Origin of the sequence: Bacillus sp. LJBS17, from assembly GCF_019334685.1 — a bacterium.
GTDB lineage: Bacteria > Bacillota > Bacilli > Bacillales > Bacillaceae > Bacillus > Bacillus subtilis.
This window is the reverse complement of record NZ_CP079759.1, coordinates 401,682-420,718: the sequence shown is the minus strand read 5'-3', so window position 1 is coordinate 420,718 and position 19,037 is coordinate 401,682. Positions and strand designations below refer to the sequence as shown.

The window sequence follows — 19,037 nt, the reverse complement described above, 5'->3', positions numbered from 1 at the left end:
CCATTTTCCATCCCAAAACGTTAGGCTGTTTACCATATTTATCTTTATAACGCAGGTATACGGTCAGCAAACCTAACATTATTCCTCGTGGAAAATACAAATGTTCTCCCTGGATAGAAATTCCCCCTTGATTTACAGTACTGAAAGAGAGATAATAAATACTAAATTTGTGTGAAAATTTTAAACATTAGGAGATGTAAACATGAAGGTCGTTAAATTCGGAGGCAGCTCACTTGCTTCAGGCGCCCAGCTTGACAAGGTGTTTCACATCGTTACCTCAGACCCGGCACGGAAAGCTGTAGTCGTCTCAGCTCCGGGAAAACGCTATGCCGAGGATACGAAAGTGACTGATCTCTTAATCGCATGTGCAGAACAATATTTGGCATCAGGCAGCGCACCTGAACTGGCGGAAGCTGTTGTGGAACGGTACGCTCTCATCGCCAATGAGCTTCAGCTGGGGCAAAGCATTATCGAAAAAATCAGAAATGATCTGTTTACGCTTTTAGAAGGAGATAAAAGCAATCCCGAGCAATACCTTGACGCAGTCAAGGCCAGCGGAGAGGATAACAATGCCAAGCTGATCGCCGCTTACTTCCGTTATAAAGGCGTCAAAGCGGAATATGTAAACCCGAAGGATGCCGGCCTCTTTGTGACAAATGAACCCGGCAACGCGCAAGTTCTTCCTGAATCCTATCAAAACCTCTATCGTCTTCGGGAACGTGACGGACTCATCATTTTTCCCGGTTTTTTCGGATTCAGCAAGGATGGCGATGTGATCACATTCTCACGGAGCGGTTCTGATATTACCGGTTCGATTCTTGCCAACGGACTACAAGCCGATTTGTACGAAAACTTTACAGACGTAGACGCTGTGTATTCTGTCAATCCGTCCTTCGTGGAGAATCCAAAGGAAATCAGCGAGCTGACATATAGAGAGATGCGGGAGCTGTCCTACGCGGGTTTTTCAGTGTTTCATGATGAAGCGCTCATTCCGGCATTCAGAGCGGGGATTCCTGTTCAGATCAAAAATACGAACAACCCCTCAGCCGAAGGCACCCGCGTCGTCAGCAAGCGGGATAACACAAACGGGCCTGTCGTCGGCATTGCCAGCGACACCGGTTTTTGCAGCATTTATATCAGCAAGTATCTCATGAACAGAGAAATCGGTTTTGGCCGCAGAGCCCTTCACATCCTGGAGGAGCATGGTTTGACGTATGAGCATGTTCCATCGGGAATCGATGACATGACAATCATTTTACGGCAGGGGCAAATGGATGCCGCCACTGAACGCAGCGTCATCAAACGGATCGAAGAGGATTTGCATGCCGATGAAGTCATCGTCGAGCATCATCTCGCCCTGATTATGGTTGTAGGGGAAGCGATGCGCCACAATGTCGGTACAACGGCAAGAGCCGCCAAAGCATTATCAGAGGCACAGGTGAATATCGAAATGATCAATCAGGGGTCTTCTGAAGTGAGCATGATGTTTGGCGTAAAAGAAGCCGAAGAAAGAAAAGCCGTTCAAGCGTTATACCAGGAATTTTTCGCGGGCGTGCTGATCTCTTAATCGTACATAAATAGCGGGCGGCAGCGCCCGCTATTTTTTATATCACCTTCATATAGCCGAATTGTTCATTTTTTCTCTTGTCCACTATTATCCCTGCCAAATGGATCGGTTCAGCATATCTTATAGTATCCTTCATAGGGAGGTGAAACCTTATGTCAGGATACTCTAACGGCGGCGGTTACGGCGGCATCAGTTCTTTCGCTTTAATCGTTGTATTGTTTATTCTTTTAATTATCGTAGGGACTGCGTTTGTTGGCGGCTACTAAGCTGCTGACCGTCTCTGCGGAACCCTGTCCGCCACAGTTTTGCAGCATTTGCTGAAGCAATCTCGCAAGGAGGTGCACAAAATGTCAGGTTACGGAACTTCTTTCGCTTTGATTGTTGTGTTATTTATCCTCTTGATCATTGTGGGAACTGCATTTGTAGGAGGCTACTAAATAAACGTAATCTCCATGAAGGCGGCACCGCAAGACTATGTCTTGCGGTGTTTTTTGAAAAGAAAAACCCCTTCTCGCTAATGAGAAGGGGCTTGTTCTTACGTCATTCCTCTTTCTGTCACATGAAAGTCGAGTGCTTCCGCATTAGCAGAAACGCCAGCCGCTGTAAAAATCGCGGCTGCGGCCAAACAAATAACAAACAACTTAGATTTCAATTTCATACAAACCTTCACTCCTTTGTATTTGTTTTCTTGCCTCTTCAACTTGTAGAAAGTAGGAAGCAGACAGTTTAAACCATTTCTGTTCATAGTAATATTTTGCTACTTCTAGGGCTAAATCCTCTATATCAGCGTACATATTTTTATTTTTTAAGTACTGGAAACATCGTTCGATTCCTTCTTCATTGGGCTGATCCTGATATAGGGATTGCAAAAACTCGAATTTTACGGCATAGTCTGCATCGTCTGTTTCTTTAGCATATTCATAGCCCCGCTTGTGATATTCCGAAGCTTTATCATGTTTTCCCTGTTTATAATAAATCAGGGTGATTAAAAAATAGGCTTGCGGGAGAGAATTGACGATCCTGCTGCTTTCAAATGTGGAGACCGCTTTTTCAAAGTAATCAATGGCAGGGTCTAGAAGGTCTTGATTGTAATAGCATAATCCGAGATTGTAGTATGCTCTTCCGACCAGCTGGGCTTTTTGTTCCGCTTGGGCCATATTGAGCGCCAATTTGAAATGGCGTGCGGCTTGTTCGAAATTTCTTTCATCCATCAGGTTGACCCCGAAGACGAAATGGCATTGAATGATTCTCACATTATAGGTTTCCTGCTCCACGTAAATTTCATAGGCGTTTTTTATATTAATCAATGAAAAATACGTTTGCTTCATATAATAATAAGCTTCCGCGATTTTAAAATAGAATTCAGCCCGTTCAATATGGTCTGCGACAAAGGAGAGCTTTTTCTCCGCCTGTTTATAGTATGTAATGGCAGAAATAAATTCCCGCTTATCAAACTCATACATTCCGCGAAAAAAATTCACGTAATAGTCGAGCAGCCCTTTGAGATCTGCCTGGTTGCTGTCAATGTTTCTTGATAATTCAGACAGGCTTGGCTGGTCTTCGATATTTAATTTCTCTAACGGCTCAAGATAATCCAGCATAAGCTGGTGCCGGAATTCCATTAGTGAATAATAAAGCAGCAAGTTGGAATCATGCTGCATATGTTTCAGTTCCTGCTGGATTTCAGCTTTTAACACTTCGGCATCCGGCACGCTGAATGTCCGGATATATCTGTACCACTCGTTAATTTTTTGACCGACCGCTGAAGAAGGAATTACCCCGCTCTTCATTCCTTCACCCTCTCCCATCAAAAACTGTTTATGTCATATTTTATCATGTTTATAGACCGTCCCAACCCGAAAAACACGCAATCTTTGTTTTCGGGAGCACGCAATAAACCGAAGCGGTGTGCAAAAAAGGCGGCTCCATCAGATGATGCCGCCGCCCTGTATGCTATTGCTGTTTTGCCGTTAAAGGAAGGCGGATGATGAACTTTGTGCCCTTCCCTTCTTCACTCTTGATTTCTACTGTGCCCTGGTGCATTTCAACAAGCTGCTTGACGATCGAGAGACCGAGTCCGTATTCACCGTATGCCGTGTTCGTTCTTGAAATATCTGCTTTATAGAACCGCTCCCAAATATGCTCAATATCCTCTTTTGGAATGCCGATACCCGTGTCTTCAATTTCAATAATCGTCTCTTTATAACCTTCCATTCCGCGCAGCCAAATGTCACCGTTTTGCGTAAATTGGATGCTGTTTTTCGTAATGTTGACGAGAATTTGAATGAACCGGTCATAATCGGCATGTACGATGACGTGATCCTCTACCTGGATCATCAGCTTGTTTTGTTTTTCTTCCGCCTGCTGCTGCAAGTGCTCTTTCACGATTTCAAACACCTCGATCAGAGGAACGTTTAGCTTGTTCAAGGTAATTTGCTGGGATCTGATTTTTTCATAATCCAGATTTTCTTTTACGAGCCGCAGCATGCGCTTCGTTTCCTCACTGATCAGCGAGAAGCATTTATCCTTCTTATCCTCAGGAATCGTATGGCTGTTCAGCCCTTCAACCAAACCGTTGATCGTCGTCAGCGGTGTTTTTAATTCATGTGACACGTCAGCGATAAACTGCCTTCTCCGCTTCTCAAGGCGATTGATTTCATCCCTTGACTGCTTTAGTTTTTTCGCCATGATATTAAAGTCAGACGCCAGTACGCCGATTTCGTCCCCGTAGCTGTTTTCCAAATGGATGTCATAATCGCCGGAAGCCACTTTATCTGTCGCTTCTCTCAGCTTTTGAATCCGCTTGACATGGAATTTGGACAGAAGCCAGCTCACAAGAATCGTAATCACAAGCGTGCTGATCACAGCGTAAAACATATAGAGGTTGACCTGATTGACCATCTGTTCAACGCCGCTGATCGGAGAAATCAGCAGAACGGCGCCTTTAAATTCGTTCTGAACAAATATAGGCTGCGCCACAAGTGACACTTCATCATCAAAACGGCCATCTGCCCTGATCATGACAGTCTGCCCTTTTTTTAGCTTATTCCATTCTGATTTCTTCAGCTGTTCCCTTGGTGGGTGATGAAAGCCTTCAGGAAGAAAATAGGGCTGCTGCTCTTCATTAAAGATGATAAACTGCGTCTTTCTTGTGCTTAACATGTCCTGATAAGGATAGAGCCTGCGCATGTCCACCTGGCCGGCTTGGAATTCATTTGCAATCTGCACCGCATATGACGTCAATTCCTCTACTTTGTTCTGATAGGCAAATTCCTTCACAAAGTGGGAAAACAGAGAAATGATAATGACAAACGCTAAAATCAAAATGCTGATATGGCTTAGCAGCAGCTGATATAAATATTTAATCTTCATCAAATTTATACCCTACTCCCCACACAGTATACAGGAAAGGCTTGTCCTCGCTGGCAAGCTTTTTACGCAGCCGTTTGATATGAACGTCAACCGTTCGTTCATCTCCATAAAACTGATAGCCCCATACCTGCTCGAGCAGCTGTTCTCTGGAGAACACCTGCCGCGGATTTTGGACAAGGTAATAAAGCAGATCGAATTCCTTCGGCGTGAGATTTTCTACAGGCTCTCCGTTTAATAATACTTCTCTCGTCTTCTTATTAATGGTAAAGCATTCTGATTCGATCATATCTTCATCAATAACAGCTTTGCCTGTCGCCTTGTATCTTCTGATGACGGCTTTGATGCGGGCAACCAATGTCAGCGGGCTGAACGGCTTTGTGACATAATCGTCCGCCCCCATCTCAAACCCGATGACCTGATCTGATTCAGTGTCTTTGGCAGTCAGCATGATAATCGGCACCGTGCTTGTCTCTCTTATTTTTCTGCAGATGGTCACGCCGTCCATAGATGGAAGCATGATATCCAAAATGATCAGATCCCAATTTTCTTCCGTAAAACGCTGGTACCCTTCTAACCCGTCATGAACGAATTCCGCTTCAAAACCTTCTTTAAAAAAGAACATCTCCGTCATCGTACATACACTAACATTATCTTCTATCATTAATATTTTCATTATATCCTCCGGTTGTTTTGATGCTTTTTTATATAATAGCACCATTTTAAACAGAAGGTTTTGCGTTTCACAATTGTTAGTTTTTATTTCATCAACTAGAAATAGATTGTTCATATTTTTTTCATACCTTTGGACTACTATTAATTTATCAGCAAGGGGACGCGCCCCAGAGGCGGTCTTATCAATAAAAATACCAATGCGGAGGAACATAAATGAACTTTATCAAACGGGCCTTTTGGAATATGAAGGCTAAAAAGGGAAAAACGTTATTGCAATTATTTGTGTTTACAGTCATATGTGTCTTTGTTCTATCAGGCCTCACCATCCAGTCGGCAGCACAAAAGTCAAGCGAACTGGCCAGACAGGAACTCGGCGGAAGCGTGACACTTCAGGTTGACCGCCAAAAGCAAATGGAAAAGCAGCAGGACAGCGGTGAAAAACGCAGCTTCGAATCAACACCAATCAAAGTGTCTGATGCGAATAAGCTTGCAGCGCTTGATCATGTGAAGAGCTACAATTACACCACATCAGCTTCAGCCAACGCAGGAAACTTTGATGCGATTGAAAGCTCTAGTTCAAGTGATTCCAGCTCCAGCAGTTCAAGCTCAACCGCTAAAAACAGCCAAGGTGGCGGACAAGGCGGACCGCAAATGGTGCAAGCCGATCTTTCGATTGAAGGTGTCATCAGCACAGCATTAGTTGATGACTTCTCTGACGGAGATTCAAAAATCACTGACGGACGCGCGATTACAAAATCAGATGTCGGCAAAAAAGTAACAGTGATCAACGAAACATTAGCGGAAGAAAATGATTTGAGCGTTGGCGATTCGATCACAATTGAATCAGCAACAGATGAAGATACGACAGTAAAGCTGAAGATCGTCGGTATTTATAAAACAACATCTTCAGGTGATGACCAAGCCCAAAATTTCTCTTTCTTAAATCCTTATAACAAGCTTTATACGCCTTACACAGCAACAGCGGCGCTGAAAGGCGACGACTATAAAAATACGATTGACTCAGCTGTTTACTATATGGACGACGCGAAAAATATGGATGCTTTCGTAAAAGCAGCGAAGAAAACATCAATTGACTTCGATACGTACACACTGAATACAAACGATCAGCTTTACCAGCAAATGGTCGGCCCGATTGAAAATGTGGCTTCTTTCTCTAAAAACGTGGTGTATCTTGTATCAGTGGCAGGCGCCGTCATCCTTGGCCTGATTGTCATGATGTCAATCAGGGAGCGCAAATACGAAATGGGCGTGTTAATGGCCATCGGTGAAAAACGATGGAAATTGATTGGACAGTTCTTGACTGAGATTCTGATTGTGGCCGTTATCGCTATCGGCCTTGCATCTGTGACGGGAAATCTCGTCGCGAATCAGCTTGGAAATCAGCTTTTATCCCAGCAGATCAGTTCATCAACCGATTCAACGCAAACCGCAAGCGGACAAATGCCCGGCGGCGGTGGCGGCATGGGCGGCGGAATGTTCGGCCACAGTTCATCAAACGTGGACGTTATCGATTCACTGAACGTCGCGGTTTCTATGAACGACATGCTTATTCTTGGCGGGATCGGCATCCTAATCGCAATCATTGCAACATTGCTGCCGTCAATTTCAGTACTGCGGCTTCATCCGAAAACGATATTGACAAAACAGGAATAGAAAGAGGCGGAACCTATGAGCTTATTAGAATTTCAGCAAGTCGGCTACTGGTATAAAGACAAAAGCCAGCCATTGTTTCAGGATATTAACATCAGCTTTCAAAAAGGCAAATTCTACACAATTGTCGGCACATCAGGGACGGGGAAAACCACTTTCCTGTCTCTGGCAGGCGGGCTTGACGCACCAAAAGAAGGAAACATCCTTTACGACGGAAAAGCGGTTTCTAAAATCGGCTTAACCAATTTCAGAAATCAATATGTATCAATCGTCTTTCAGGCGTACAACCTGCTCCCGTATATGACGGCTTTGCAGAACGTCACAACCGCTATGGAAATCACAGGTTCTAAAGAAAAGAACAAAGAATCATATGCGCTTGACATGCTGCAGAAGGTTGGCATCAACGAAAAACAAGCCCGGCAAAAAGTGCTCACACTGAGCGGCGGACAGCAGCAGCGGGTATCAATTACAAGGGCTTTCTGCTGTGACACGGATCTTATCGTAGCCGATGAACCGACCGGAAACCTTGATGAGGACACATCAAAAGAGATCGTACGGCTCTTTCAAGATCTGGCACACAAGGAAAATAAATGTGTCATCATGGTGACGCACGATGAACAAATTGCAAAAGTGTCAGACATCAATATCAGACTTTCAAGAGGAAGCTTTACTGTGAAGGAAAACATCGCAGTCGTATAACAAAACGCGCCTCTGCCAGTGCAGACAGGGGCGCACCCTATATCCCCCTTTTATATAGAAGTGAACATAAAAAGAGCGGCGGCTGCATCCCCCCGCTCTTTTTATCATTTTTTTGCTTCCGCCCCTTTTGACTTCTCTCTTCGTTTCTTTTTCCAAACAGCCACAATAAACAGAAAGAGCGGAAACAATAATTGAAAAGGCAAATGAATATACAGCGGCACCACTTTCAAGCCTTCGTTCAAGTGCTCCGAAAAGTTAGTCGCGATCGTTATAGAAAGGATTAAGATGCCCAATCCCATCGGATAAGCCAATTGAGAGGGGTTCTTTTCCTTAAAGAGCGTAGATGTCCCAACCACTGTGGCATATAAGTAGAGGCTGACCTTAAAGAAGCCGCCGATGATCAGCGCCAGCATAAAAAAGACATCGAGCCGGTCTAAAAATTCTTCGACCTTGATGGTCTGGATCGTGCTTAAAAGCGGAAACTGGGATCTGAGTGTAAGATCAACATCAAGCACGCTAATATTAATCGCCACGGTGAGCGCAACAATCAATCCGCTAATAGCCATGGCGATCATCCCCATTTTTTTCACATCTTTTCTGTCATTCAGGTTAGGGAAAATCATCACAAATAAAACAACTTCACCAAATGGGACGTACATGGTCTGCGTGAAAACAGAGTGAAGAATAGGAGAAATGCCGTTTGCCAAAACCGGCTTTAAATTGTGCGGGTCTATAGTGCCTGAGACAATAATCAGCACGAGGCCGATCGCGCCCAGTAAATACATGGCCCCGAAAAGAAGTTCGGCCGCGCGTGCGAGCACTTCAATTCCTTTTCTTACGGCATATATGCTTACTACCATTAATAAAGCATTTACAATAATGATAGGTGTATCATGATAAGCAAACGTCAGCAGCATTTCTCCAAAGTCACGCAGCACCCTTGCGGCAATATAGGCAAAGTACAAGATATAGAGAAATGAAAACAGACAGCTCAGCTTGGTTCCCAGCATATCATCCATATATTCTTTCGGAGAAGAATTCGGATAACATTGATAAATGCCTTGATACAAATAGAAAAGAAACAGTCCGATCGCACAGCCTAATAAAACTGCTATCCAAGCATCCCTGCCCGCCATTGATCCCGGTGTAATCAATAAGGAGCTGCCCAGTTCAAAAATGATAATCATGACAAACAGCTGCCTTATGCTTATTCTGGCTTTTTCCATCTGTCACTTCCCCTTTCTTCAGACCTAATCATCTTTAAACTGGTGTTTGATCGGATTGTTTCGCAATCCCGTCCTTCTGATATACGTCTCGGCCTTCACATCGATGGGCAGTTCAGGCAAATACTCTTTGTCCCATGTGTCCTTCATTTTCTCCCACTGCTCCGGATACTTTCTATATATCGTGTCACCAAAACCGATAAAATCTATTTTATTCTTCTTAATCTTTTTCACAGTATGGCTGATTTCCCTTTCCAGCTCTTTGTTGAGCGCTTTTTCAATAGCGGCCAGCACCTTGGGATCAGACAATTGGAAAGGGTATTTGACAGCATCTATAATACCTTCAACCGACACTTTCACATGGATGTACGGACGTCCGTTCCGCATTTTCGGTACCAGCTTTGTATCTTGATGGGTAACCTGCAAGCTGACCGCATCCTTCGTCTTGCCCCAGTCAGCATTAATAAACGTATGCTGGATCTTATTCATAAGCCAGACTGCCCCCACGCTTTCATCATCTTCCAGCCAATATTTTAAATAACCTGCCTTGTCAAAAACCGCCAAACCATCTGCCTGAAGAATGGCTTTCGGGTCAGTCGCCTGCGTGTTTTCCATGCTGACTCCTTTTTTATCGTCACCAATCATCATATATCCCGGGATAACCGGTGCCATAGTGTTGGCGGCAAGTGTTTTCAAAACGTCCTGAATATTGGTTTTGACCACCCGCCCGTATTGCGCCTCCGTGAAATCCAGGGTTTTATTGACTTTATTTGATGGAATTTTATCAATTGGCGTCAAGATTTTCACAATATTTTCTGCTTTTGTTTTATGAGCAACGACGAATGTTGCTGTTGTCCTGAATTCTGTGTCCCGGTCAAGATTATCTAATACAAAATCCAAACCTTCTTCTTTTGCCAGCTTTTCATTGATCACGACTAGATTGGTATGGGCAAAATAAAGCCGCCGTGATACCTTCATGGAGGCTTTTCTGAGTGCTTCCGTTATATTGTTACCTTCAATCGAATAGACATATACAGGCGGCCTGTCTCCAGCACCGCCTCCCTGAAGGCCGCCGGCAACATTTCCTGGATTGATAATTTGAAGATGCAGCACGTAGTTGCTGTCGTTTGTCCGATCGATGCCAATCGCCGAGATAATCGCAAGATCCGTCAGCTCCCGCTTATCCCAGCAGCCGGGCAGCACAATGACGCTCAAAAGCATGAGAACGGCTAATAGACATTTACGTACCATTCTGATCCCCTTCTTCCAAATCTTTGTTCACCATTCCTCGTGAAGCGGCCGGCTCTGGGCGTTGATCTTGCCCCTGCCGCACCTTATCTTCCTTACTGACCGATTCCGGCCTTTTTTCATCGGCCCACCACGGAACCCGGAAAAGCGCGTCCTTTACGCCTTGTGAAGAAAAGGGTGCAAGCGGCGACATATATGGAACGCCGAATGAACGAAGACTGCATAAGTGGACAAACATCATAATGATCCCTAAAATCAGCCCGTAAAAACCCATAACAGCTGAGGCAATAATAAAAATAAACCGAATAAGCCGAGCTGAAATCGCCATTGCAAACGCCGGTGTTGCGAAGCTCGCAATCGCGGTGAGTGCCACGATAATCACCATTGCCGGAGAGACGATACCAGCCTGTACGGCAGCCTGACCGATTACGAGCGCGCCTACGATTGACACTGCCGAGCCGACAACCCGGGGCAGCCTGACTCCCGCTTCCCTCAGAATCTCAAAAGCAACCTCCATCGTCAGCGCCTCCACAACAGCCGGAAACGGGACAATTTCCCGCTGGGCCGCAATGACCACTAACAGCTGAGTCGGTATCATTTCTTGATGAAACGTCGTGGCTGCCACGTATACGGCCGGAGCCACAAGCGAAATGAAAAAGACTAAAACACGAAGAATTCTTATGCTTGTCGCAATGTCAAAACGCGAATAATAATCCTCAACAGACTGAAAAAACTGGACAAATAAGGCCGGGGCTATAAGCACAAACGGTGTTCCGTCCACAATAATTGCGAATCTTCCTTCTAACAGATTACCCGCTACAACATCAGGGCGTTCTGTATGATACATAGTCGGAAACGTCGTAAAGGTTTCATCTTCAATCAGCTGCTCAATATATCCAGATTCCAAAATACTGTCAATATCTATTTTTTCCAGGCGCTGCTTCACTTCCTTCAGCACCTTTTCATCACATATTCCTTGAATGTACATGAGAGCGATATCCGTATTCGTAACAGAACCTTTTTTCATTTTTTCGACCCATAAATTGGGATTTTTAATGTATCGCCGAATCATGGAAATATTGGTTTGCAGAGATTCTGTAAACCCTTGGCGCGGGCCGCGGAATGACACCTGGGTGCTCGGCTCTTGGATGGAGCGCTGCTCTCCCCCTTGAGTGCTGCAAATCAGCGCTTCGGCATAGCCATCGGCAAAAATGAGCGCATTGCCGAGCATTAACTCTGAAAAAAGCTTGTCCCAGCTCTTTTCCGCTTTCACTCCGCCCAGCGGGAGCGTTTTTTCAAGAATTTGCTGGATCGCATGGGAATTCTGGATAGACTCATCCTGTACCAATGGATCGATTAACGACTCATGGATCGTGTTATTATCGACCAGCCCAGCAATATAAATAACAGCTAGATGGACACGATCCTGCTCCCCGATTTTAATCTCGCGAATGATGACGTCAGAGCTGCTTCCGACTTCCTTTTTCGTTTCCGCTATATTCTTTGCCAAACTTGGAGAAATGAGAACCGGCCTTTCTTTTTCTTGCTGCTGTTCCTGATTCCTTTCGTCTGTATTCTGCTTGTCTTTTGAATCGGTATTGTTCTTTCGCTTAGAAAATAAAGGCATACACAAATACCTTTCCTTGTCGTTTTCTCATATTCTTCCTTTTAAAATTGAGATTATGCATTAGGGTTAGATGCGGTATAACTTCTCCGCCAACGATAGACACTAAAAGCGGAGGATGATGAAGCATGAAGATATTGGGCGTGACCGGAGTCATATTAATTTGTTTATTAGCTATTTCTGTGTTGATGGACATGCTTCAAGGGTTCAGTTTAACAAAAGCCGTTTATAACAATATGTCCAGCTTTAAGATGACAACATTTGCGGAATGGGTCGTGCTTTTATTTTTTGTTTTAGTACTTGTGAGAGAAATGTATGTGATCTATAAATCGAAAAAAAAGAACCCCTAAAGGGGGCCAGCGCTTTTTTCAGACAATCATATTGCCGTCTATTGTATCACTGCTGTGTTTGTTGATTGTCCCTTTAAAAATGCGGTTGCCAATGATTTTGGAATTGGTTGCCGTGTTTGTTTGAATAGCTATCGCAGTGCCCGTGGAGAGGTTATTGATGGTGTTTCCAGAGATGATAGAGCCTGCAGAGCCATTAATATAAATCACAATCGGATTCCCGGCTGTTCTGTTGACTGAAATGGTATTATCAAAAATCTCATGCACACCGGCGCTGATATAGATGGTGACCAAAAGCGGAGATCTCTCTAAGTGGTTGCCGATAATTGAGGTTTTTGCACTTGTGGAGCAATAAATGGGGTAATTTTTGAACTCTTTAAATGTATTGTTTTTGATGATGGCGCCGGCATTGTTTGTGACGGAAACAGAATATGATTCCGGCACTGCTTCAAACGTGTCAGGATTCAGTGTATTCCCTTCAATCACCGCGTTCCCTTGAGCAATCCAAATGCCCCGGCTGAATTTTCTCAGGAGATTATCTTTAATGATCATATTTCCGCCGGAAACGTTCACACCGTCAACGACTTGAATGAGACAGTTATTCAGAAAAGCGATGTCATCTGACAGCACTGCGCGAAGACCGATGCTGCGCCTTGTTTCAGACAGTCCGTTTTGAATTTGGTTTCCGTCTACCTTTACATCGGAAGACTGATAAACCAATATCCCTGTGTTTTCAAAGTTGCTGATTTTGTTGTTCGTCACAAGAACGCTCTTTCCCCTGACATCAATTCCAGTTGAAAATCCGGTAATGAGGTTGCCAGCGATCACTGCATCACTGGTCTCTTTTCCTTGTGATACACCGAGTCCGGTTATCCCGACTCTTGGCGCAGCCGCCGCGTCTTCAGGGCGTCTCAGAATATTGCCCTTGATCACTGTTTGCGTCCCATATCCGTAGCTGATTGTATTGTCTGAGTGATTTCCTTCTATTAAAATGCCATACCCGTTAAAATTGGTCACAGAACTTGAAACGTTTCCAACAAAGTGGTTATTGCGAATTGATACATTAATCGGTTCCTCATAATCAACGTCACCTTCGCCGTATCCTTCAATGTCAATTCCGAATTTCGGGGCTGTTCCATTCCCCGTTCCGGCATCTTCAATCAAGCATTCCTCCACCGTGACCATGTCACATCCGGTAATGGAAATGTTATTTCTCCTCGACCGCCGAACCTCACAGCGGCGGATGATAATTTGCTCTGACGTTCGATAATCTTGATTGGTCTTTAATCCCCTTGGGCTGACTATGATCCCATCGCCGGTAAAATCGGAAATTTTCACATCATCAATGACAACATTCGAGCATCCTTCAATACATATGCCAAAGCCCCATTCATGGGTTGACCTTATTCCTGCCGAGGCATACGTATGCTCATCCCGTTCGCCGATAATTTGTCCCCCGGAAATGGTTATATTCTCTTGCTTGCCTACATAAAATGCGGAATAACCCCACGAACTATTTGGTATCACTTTCATGATACATTCGGGGTCCATCATAATCTCAAGGTTGCCGGGAACAATGATCCCCGCGTTTCGAAACCTCTGATTAAGATCTCCGCCAAGCGTTGCGTCTATTAAATATGTTCCCTTTGGAAACCAGACAGTATGATAGCCTTTCGAAACAGCTGTACTAAGGCACTGATTAATCCGTTCTGTCGAATCCGTTTTACCATCTCCAGGAACACCGAAATCCGCTGCATTTAATATGAATTCAGCCAATTGCGAGCCTCCTTCTCTATGATTACTATCATGTTACTCACAAAGGCCCGATCTGCTTGTACATTTCTCTAAAATTTTATTAAAAAAATATAAAGGAATAGTTGTGTAAGAAAATCTCACGATAAAGAGTATAAAAATTAGGAGAAAATCACTATTTTTAGGTATTTATAATTTTTCCATTATGGAACTATTTGAAATGAGTATAAATTATATTGACACAAGTATTATATAAGAATATGATTTTTATAATACACTTTTTTTAGAAAGGGTTTGGCTGACATGGCTTCGATTGATAACGAAAGTATCATTAAAAGCGTCCCGCAAAAAGGGTTCTTTGGTCACCCGCGAGGACTATTTACACTATTTTTCACCGAATTTTGGGAGCGTTTCTCTTACTATGGAATGAGAGCAATCTTACTTTACTATTTGTATACAGAGACGGTAAACGGAGGGCTCGGCTTTGACAAGGGCACTGCGGTTGCCATTATGTCGATTTACGGATCACTCGTATACATGTCCACCATTATTGGCGGATGGCTCGCTGACCGGGTATTCGGTACCGCAAACACCGTGTTTTACGGCGGCATATTCATTATGTTCGGCCACATTGCACTCGCCTATCCGGGCAGCGCGATCGCATTCTATATCAGCATGGTGCTTATTATTGTCGGAACAGGCTTATTAAAACCAAACGTTTCAAGCGTGGTTGGGGATCTTTACACGAAAGAAGACCCGCGCCGCGACTCAGGTTTCAGTATTTTCTACATGGGGATTAACCTCGGTGGTTTACTTGCGCCGTTAATTGTCGGAACACTCGGACAGAAGTACAACTATCATCTCGGCTTCGGAGCTGCCGCGGTCGGAATGCTTCTCGGACTTATCGTTTTTGCTTTGACAAGAAAGAAAAACCTCGGGCTTGCAGGTTCCAATGTGCCGAATCCGCTGTCTAAAAAATCTGCGATTGGCACCGGAATCGGTGTTATCATCGTGGCGATCGCAGTGATGATCTCTGTACAAACAGGCGTGCTGACGATCAATCGTTTTATCGACCTTGTAAGTATTCTCGGTATTTTGATTCCTGTCATTTATTTCATCATCATGTTTACAAGCAAAAAAGCGGACAGCACAGAAAAATCCCGTCTTGCCGCTTACATTCCTTTGTTTATCGGTGCTGTCATGTTCTGGGCCATTCAGGAACAGGGAGCGACCATTCTTGCGGTATACGCTGATGAACGCATAAGACTTTCATTGGGCGGATTCGAACTTCAGTCATCATGGTTCCAATCATTAAATCCATTGTTTGTCGTCATTTTTGCGCCAATATTCGCATGGCTCTGGATGAAGCTTGGCAAACGCCAGCCGTCTACACCAGTTAAATTCTCAATCGGAATTATTTTAGCCGGATTGTCATTTATCATTATGGTATTCCCTGCTATGCAAGGAAAAGAAGCACTCGTAAGCCCGCTTTGGCTCGTTCTCAGCTTCCTGCTTGTCGTGCTTGGAGAGCTGTGCCTGTCTCCAGTCGGTTTATCCGTGACAACGAAACTGGCCCCAGCTGCCTTCTCTGCACAGACAATGAGTATGTGGTTTCTGACGAACGCAGCAGCCCAAGCGATCAATGCCCAAGTAGCCGGATTGTTTGATAAAATTCCTGAAACAATGTACTTTGGCACCATCGGTTTGATTTCTATCGTTCTTGGCGGCATTCTCCTGCTGCTCTCGCCGGTTATCAAACGCGCGATGAAAGGGGTCTTATAATCAGAAACAGCCCGCGGATTTTGATCTGCGGGCTGTTTTTTTATTGATCCAGCCATTTGCTGAAGCTTTGATCAAAGGCTTCCGGTTCTTCCAGCATCGGCTGATGGCCGCTCTTTTCAAAAATAACCTTATCCACATGGGGATATAAATCGTCAACAGCATCCCATAGCGAAACGGGTGCAACCAAATAATCATATCTCCCTAATCCGATATACACCGGCATACGAACATCAGCTAACCGCTGAATAAGATCAATCTGGGCAAATGTATTGCCCCATAATTCATCAATGATCGGCATATTCGTGAATACGCCATCCCATAAGGCAGCTGCATGCGGCCGCTCTTGATAAAAGCTTTTCGCTTCAGCGCGAATACACATGTGCACAAAGCGCCTTTTAGGATCTTTGTCGATGTCCTGCGGCAAATTCGCGATGTCTTTTTCAAAGTGTTTCTTTCTCTCAAGGCTGGCTGTTTCCATGAAAAATGATTCGCTTTTTCGCTGTCTTTCTTCACTGTTATCAGGCGCAGTATTGAAGAGCGCCACCTTCCGAACTTGTTTGGGATATGTCCTGGCATACTCTAAAGCCATAAAAGCGTGCCCGGAATGTCCCAGGATAGTAACATCCTCAAGCTGAAGAAATGTTCTCATCCTTTCGATATCAGCCAAGACGGCATCAAGCCTCGAATCCTCCGCACGAAGCTCCCGCTTAGGCTTAGCAAATCCCCTATGGTCGATAAAGACCCATTGATATTTCTGTTTGATATCTGAGGAAAAAAGGCGCGGATAGTAAACCGCACTCCCGATCACAAGGATGGGTGCGCCCTCGCCCTCAATTCGATAAGCTAAATCAAAGCCGTCCGAGTGACAGATCCCCGCACGTTCCATTTCTCACGCCCCCTTTGTTTTCATTATATAAAAAAAGCCTGACGCATGGCGTCAGGCTATCGATATTACCGCTTTAAATCTTCCAGGGTCTTTTCCCATCTGCTCAGCACCTCTTCAGCGCTGTGAAGCTGTATACGGACACCTGAAGTCAAATCAGCGTATTTCGCAACGTCCTCCTTCAATGAAACGATGCGGCAGGAAAAACGGTCTCTTTCATATTCGGCATCTTTCAAAGACGGTAAAGGCGCGCATTCAAGCTTTACATAATAGGCCGCTCCCTTCCACCACGCCGTGAACTGTGCTTTTCCTGTGCGAAGGATGTTGGCCGAAGTCATTGTGTTTTTCCACAGAGCGATTCGGATATCAGTTCGGCTCAGCGCGATGATTTCACCTGCACTGATCATAGCGGCATGCGGCCAGCCATCCTCTGATACTGTTTGCAGAACGAAGGCCTCATGCTGCTTCTCATTCAGGCAGCTCCCGTCAAGCAGCTCAAAGAGACGGTCTGACATACAGTTCACGCGGATCAAGCCTTTCGTTCCGGCACCGCCGGAACTTCAATTGCTGTTTCTGTTTCCTTTGGATCAATTTTAAACGCTGGATTGTATTTTTCGGGATTTGTAATGCTTTCCGGTTCACAGGATCTCCATGTAAAAAAGCATGTTTGGCACTGATAAACTTCCCATGCGCCTTCTACAGGCGATTTGCTCATGACTTCTCCCTTTTTTGAGTCGCATCGAGGACATGTATGCATTTCGAACATCCTTTCCTTATTTATTCATTAAGTCCATTAGTTTTTGTTCCCATTCTTTCGTTGTTAGCGGAGAATCAAGCGGCTGTGAATAATGGCCTCTTGTTTCCGGCGCAACCGGTGTAGTGGCGTCGAGAATCATTTTGTGAGTGATTCCTGATGGATTGGATCCCGGATCAAGCGGCAGGACAGATAAGTCCGGAATGATGACCGCATCGTGTTTCGGATGCATTTTGGTCGAAAGCGCCCACATGACCTGCGGAAGGTTGAATGGATCGACATCCTCATCAACGACAATGACCATTTTGCAGTAGCCGAGTCCGTGCGGCGTTGTGAGTGCGCGCATGCCGACCGCTTTCGCAAATCCGCCATAGCGGGTTTTTGTGGAAACAATCGCGATTAAACCGTGTGTGTACATGGCGTTCACTGCCACAATTTCGTTCGGATACGCTTCTTTTAACTGCTGATAAAGCGGCACGCATGTGTTAATGCCGATCATGTAATCGCATTCTGTCCAAGGCATGCCTAAGTATAAATGTTCAAAGATCGGATTGTTTCTGTGATAGACGCGTTTAATTTTGATAATCGGCATGCTGCGTCCGCCGGAATAATGGCCTGTGAATTCACCGAACGGCCCTTCATATTCGCGCTCTCCGGCAATAATCTCACCTTCAAGCACCACTTCAGCGCCCCACGGAACATCAAGATCAGACAGCTTTGATTTGACGATGCGATATGGTTCGCCTTGAATCGCACCTGCCATTTCGTATTCTGATTGATCATAGAGAAGCGGAGTCGATGCCGCCGTTGTAATGACCGGCTCACAGCCGAGCGCAATAGTGACCGGAAGATTGATGCCGCGTTCTTCAGCTTGGCGCAGATGGATTGCAATATCGTGCTGCGGGACAGGCTGAATGCCGAGGCGGTCTTTTCCTTTGACCTGCATTCTGTAAATGCCGACATTTTGTTTGCCGAAGTTGTCAGGGTCCTCAAGATCGCGGGAAATAACACACGCTTTGTCTAGATAGTAGCCTCCGTCTCCTTGGTTTATTCTAAAAAGAGGCAGTATATCGAACAAATTGATATCTTCTGTGATTTCATTTTCATGAAATGGCGCTGTTTCCTCACGTTTGACAGGCATCGGAAATTGGTCATAACGCTTTGCGAATTCAAAAAACTGTTCTTTTACCGGTGTGTCTTTCGGCATGCCCAGCATCATTGCATGGTTTGGCCAAGAGCCGATGACATTCATCGCAATTTGCGCGTTATGATAGCCGTAAATGTTGTTAAATAAGAGCGCGGGGCTTTTATCGCCAAGATTGCTGGCTGCCCGTGCGGCGGCCCCTAAATCCGGTTCCGGCTTTACCTCTTCGTTCACTGTAAGCAGCTGTCCTTCTTTTTCAAGGGCAGCGAGAAATTCTCTGAAATCTTGATAAGCCATGA

At 44.8% G+C, this 19,037-nt stretch carries 19 protein-coding genes; 7 read left to right on the top strand and 12 right to left on the bottom strand.

All coding sequences use genetic code 11. The features are described 5' to 3' along the window. Positions 1-202 precede the first annotated feature (202 nt). From KXZ66_RS02115 to KXZ66_RS02105, 3 genes are all read left to right on the top strand, one after another. Positions 203-1,567: an aspartate kinase gene (locus KXZ66_RS02115; RefSeq protein ID WP_015715246.1), complete on the top strand. Its 1,365-nt coding sequence runs from the start codon at positions 203-205 to the stop codon at positions 1,565-1,567. Between the two features lie 152 nt (positions 1,568-1,719). Then, complete coding sequence (locus KXZ66_RS02110; RefSeq protein ID WP_014478831.1) at positions 1,720-1,833, top strand: YjcZ family sporulation protein; 114 nt, start codon at positions 1,720-1,722, stop codon at positions 1,831-1,833. An 81-nt stretch (positions 1,834-1,914) separates the two neighbouring features. Beyond that, positions 1,915-2,004 carry a YjcZ family sporulation protein gene (locus KXZ66_RS02105; RefSeq protein WP_015482794.1) on the top strand — a complete coding sequence of 30 codons (90 nt, stop codon included), beginning with the start codon at positions 1,915-1,917 and terminating at the stop codon, positions 2,002-2,004. A gap of 98 nt (positions 2,005-2,102) precedes the next feature. Here the strand turns inward: KXZ66_RS02105 and phrC are convergent, their stop codons facing one another. From phrC to yclJ, 4 genes are all read right to left on the bottom strand, one after another. Then, positions 2,103-2,225, bottom strand: coding sequence for a phosphatase RapC inhibitor PhrC (gene phrC / locus KXZ66_RS02100; RefSeq protein ID WP_003224994.1), 123 nt, complete (start codon positions 2,223-2,225; stop codon positions 2,103-2,105). Beyond that, positions 2,209-3,357, bottom strand: a complete 1,149-nt coding sequence (rapC, locus tag KXZ66_RS02095) for a response regulator aspartate phosphatase RapC (RefSeq protein WP_014475800.1) — start codon at positions 3,355-3,357, stop codon at positions 2,209-2,211. Before rapC ends, phrC begins: the two co-directional genes overlap by 17 nt. Positions 3,358-3,520: 163 nt before the next feature. After that, positions 3,521-4,942, bottom strand: coding sequence for a two-component system sensor histidine kinase YclK (gene yclK / locus KXZ66_RS02090; protein WP_077671293.1), 1,422 nt, complete (start codon positions 4,940-4,942; stop codon positions 3,521-3,523). Next, complete coding sequence (gene yclJ, locus KXZ66_RS02085) at positions 4,929-5,612, bottom strand: two-component system response regulator YclJ (RefSeq protein ID WP_015482792.1); 684 nt, start codon at positions 5,610-5,612, stop codon at positions 4,929-4,931. The genes yclK and yclJ overlap by 14 nt, the downstream gene beginning before the upstream one ends. A 212-nt stretch (positions 5,613-5,824) precedes the next feature. On the opposite strand from yclJ, the gene KXZ66_RS02080 reads away from it, so the two are divergent. Next, a complete protein-coding gene (locus KXZ66_RS02080; RefSeq protein WP_041850694.1) occupies positions 5,825-7,285 on the top strand; it encodes an ABC transporter permease in 1,461 nt (486 codons plus the stop codon). A gap of 15 nt (positions 7,286-7,300) precedes the next feature. Beyond that, positions 7,301-7,981, top strand: coding sequence for an ABC transporter ATP-binding protein (locus KXZ66_RS02075; protein WP_014475797.1), 681 nt, complete (start codon positions 7,301-7,303; stop codon positions 7,979-7,981). A 104-nt stretch (positions 7,982-8,085) separates the two neighbouring features. Here KXZ66_RS02075 and gerKB read toward each other — a convergent pair whose 3' ends face one another. The 3 genes from gerKB to gerKA are packed head-to-tail and all read right to left on the bottom strand — an operon-like array spanning position 8,086 to position 12,079. Beyond that, complete coding sequence (gene gerKB, locus KXZ66_RS02070; protein ID WP_163136801.1) at positions 8,086-9,207, bottom strand: endospore germination permease GerKB; 1,122 nt, start codon at positions 9,205-9,207, stop codon at positions 8,086-8,088. A 24-nt stretch (positions 9,208-9,231) separates the two neighbouring features. Beyond that, on the bottom strand, positions 9,232-10,455 hold the full coding sequence (gerKC, locus tag KXZ66_RS02065; protein ID WP_165634616.1) for a spore germination protein GerKC: 1,224 nt from the start codon (positions 10,453-10,455) through the stop codon (positions 9,232-9,234). Then, positions 10,445-12,079: a spore germination protein GerKA gene (gene gerKA, locus KXZ66_RS02060; protein WP_165634615.1), complete on the bottom strand. Its 1,635-nt coding sequence runs from the start codon at positions 12,077-12,079 to the stop codon at positions 10,445-10,447. The genes gerKC and gerKA overlap by 11 nt, the downstream gene beginning before the upstream one ends. Positions 12,080-12,204: 125 nt before the next feature. On the opposite strand from gerKA, the gene KXZ66_RS02055 reads away from it, so the two are divergent. Further along, the gene (locus tag KXZ66_RS02055; protein ID WP_015715241.1) at positions 12,205-12,426 is read left to right on the top strand and encodes a YczF family membrane protein; all 222 of its coding nucleotides are present in this window, start codon (positions 12,205-12,207) and stop codon (positions 12,424-12,426) included. A gap of 18 nt (positions 12,427-12,444) precedes the next feature. Here the strand turns inward: KXZ66_RS02055 and KXZ66_RS02050 are convergent, their stop codons facing one another. Then, positions 12,445-14,199, bottom strand: a complete 1,755-nt coding sequence (locus KXZ66_RS02050; protein WP_219144771.1) for a right-handed parallel beta-helix repeat-containing protein — start codon at positions 14,197-14,199, stop codon at positions 12,445-12,447. Positions 14,200-14,478: 279 nt separating this feature from the next. Between KXZ66_RS02050 and KXZ66_RS02045 the strand changes: the two genes are divergently transcribed. After that, the gene (locus KXZ66_RS02045) at positions 14,479-15,957 is read left to right on the top strand and encodes a peptide MFS transporter (RefSeq protein WP_021481763.1); all 1,479 of its coding nucleotides are present in this window, start codon (positions 14,479-14,481) and stop codon (positions 15,955-15,957) included. 40 nt (positions 15,958-15,997) lie between these two features. Here the strand turns inward: KXZ66_RS02045 and KXZ66_RS02040 are convergent, their stop codons facing one another. From KXZ66_RS02040 to bsdC, 4 genes are all read right to left on the bottom strand, one after another. After that, the gene (locus KXZ66_RS02040) at positions 15,998-16,843 is read right to left on the bottom strand and encodes an alpha/beta fold hydrolase (protein ID WP_077671296.1); all 846 of its coding nucleotides are present in this window, start codon (positions 16,841-16,843) and stop codon (positions 15,998-16,000) included. A 65-nt stretch (positions 16,844-16,908) separates the two neighbouring features. Further along, positions 16,909-17,373 carry a pyridoxamine 5'-phosphate oxidase family protein gene (locus KXZ66_RS02035; protein ID WP_219144770.1) on the bottom strand — a complete coding sequence of 155 codons (465 nt, stop codon included), beginning with the start codon at positions 17,371-17,373 and terminating at the stop codon, positions 16,909-16,911. After that, positions 17,370-17,597 carry a phenolic acid decarboxylase subunit BsdD gene (bsdD, locus tag KXZ66_RS02030; protein WP_010886405.1) on the bottom strand — a complete coding sequence of 76 codons (228 nt, stop codon included), beginning with the start codon at positions 17,595-17,597 and terminating at the stop codon, positions 17,370-17,372. Before bsdD ends, KXZ66_RS02035 begins: the two co-directional genes overlap by 4 nt. Positions 17,598-17,613: 16 nt before the next feature. Next, complete coding sequence (gene bsdC, locus KXZ66_RS02025) at positions 17,614-19,035, bottom strand: phenolic acid decarboxylase BsdC (RefSeq protein WP_003240157.1); 1,422 nt, start codon at positions 19,033-19,035, stop codon at positions 17,614-17,616. Positions 19,036-19,037: the final 2 nt, after the last annotated feature.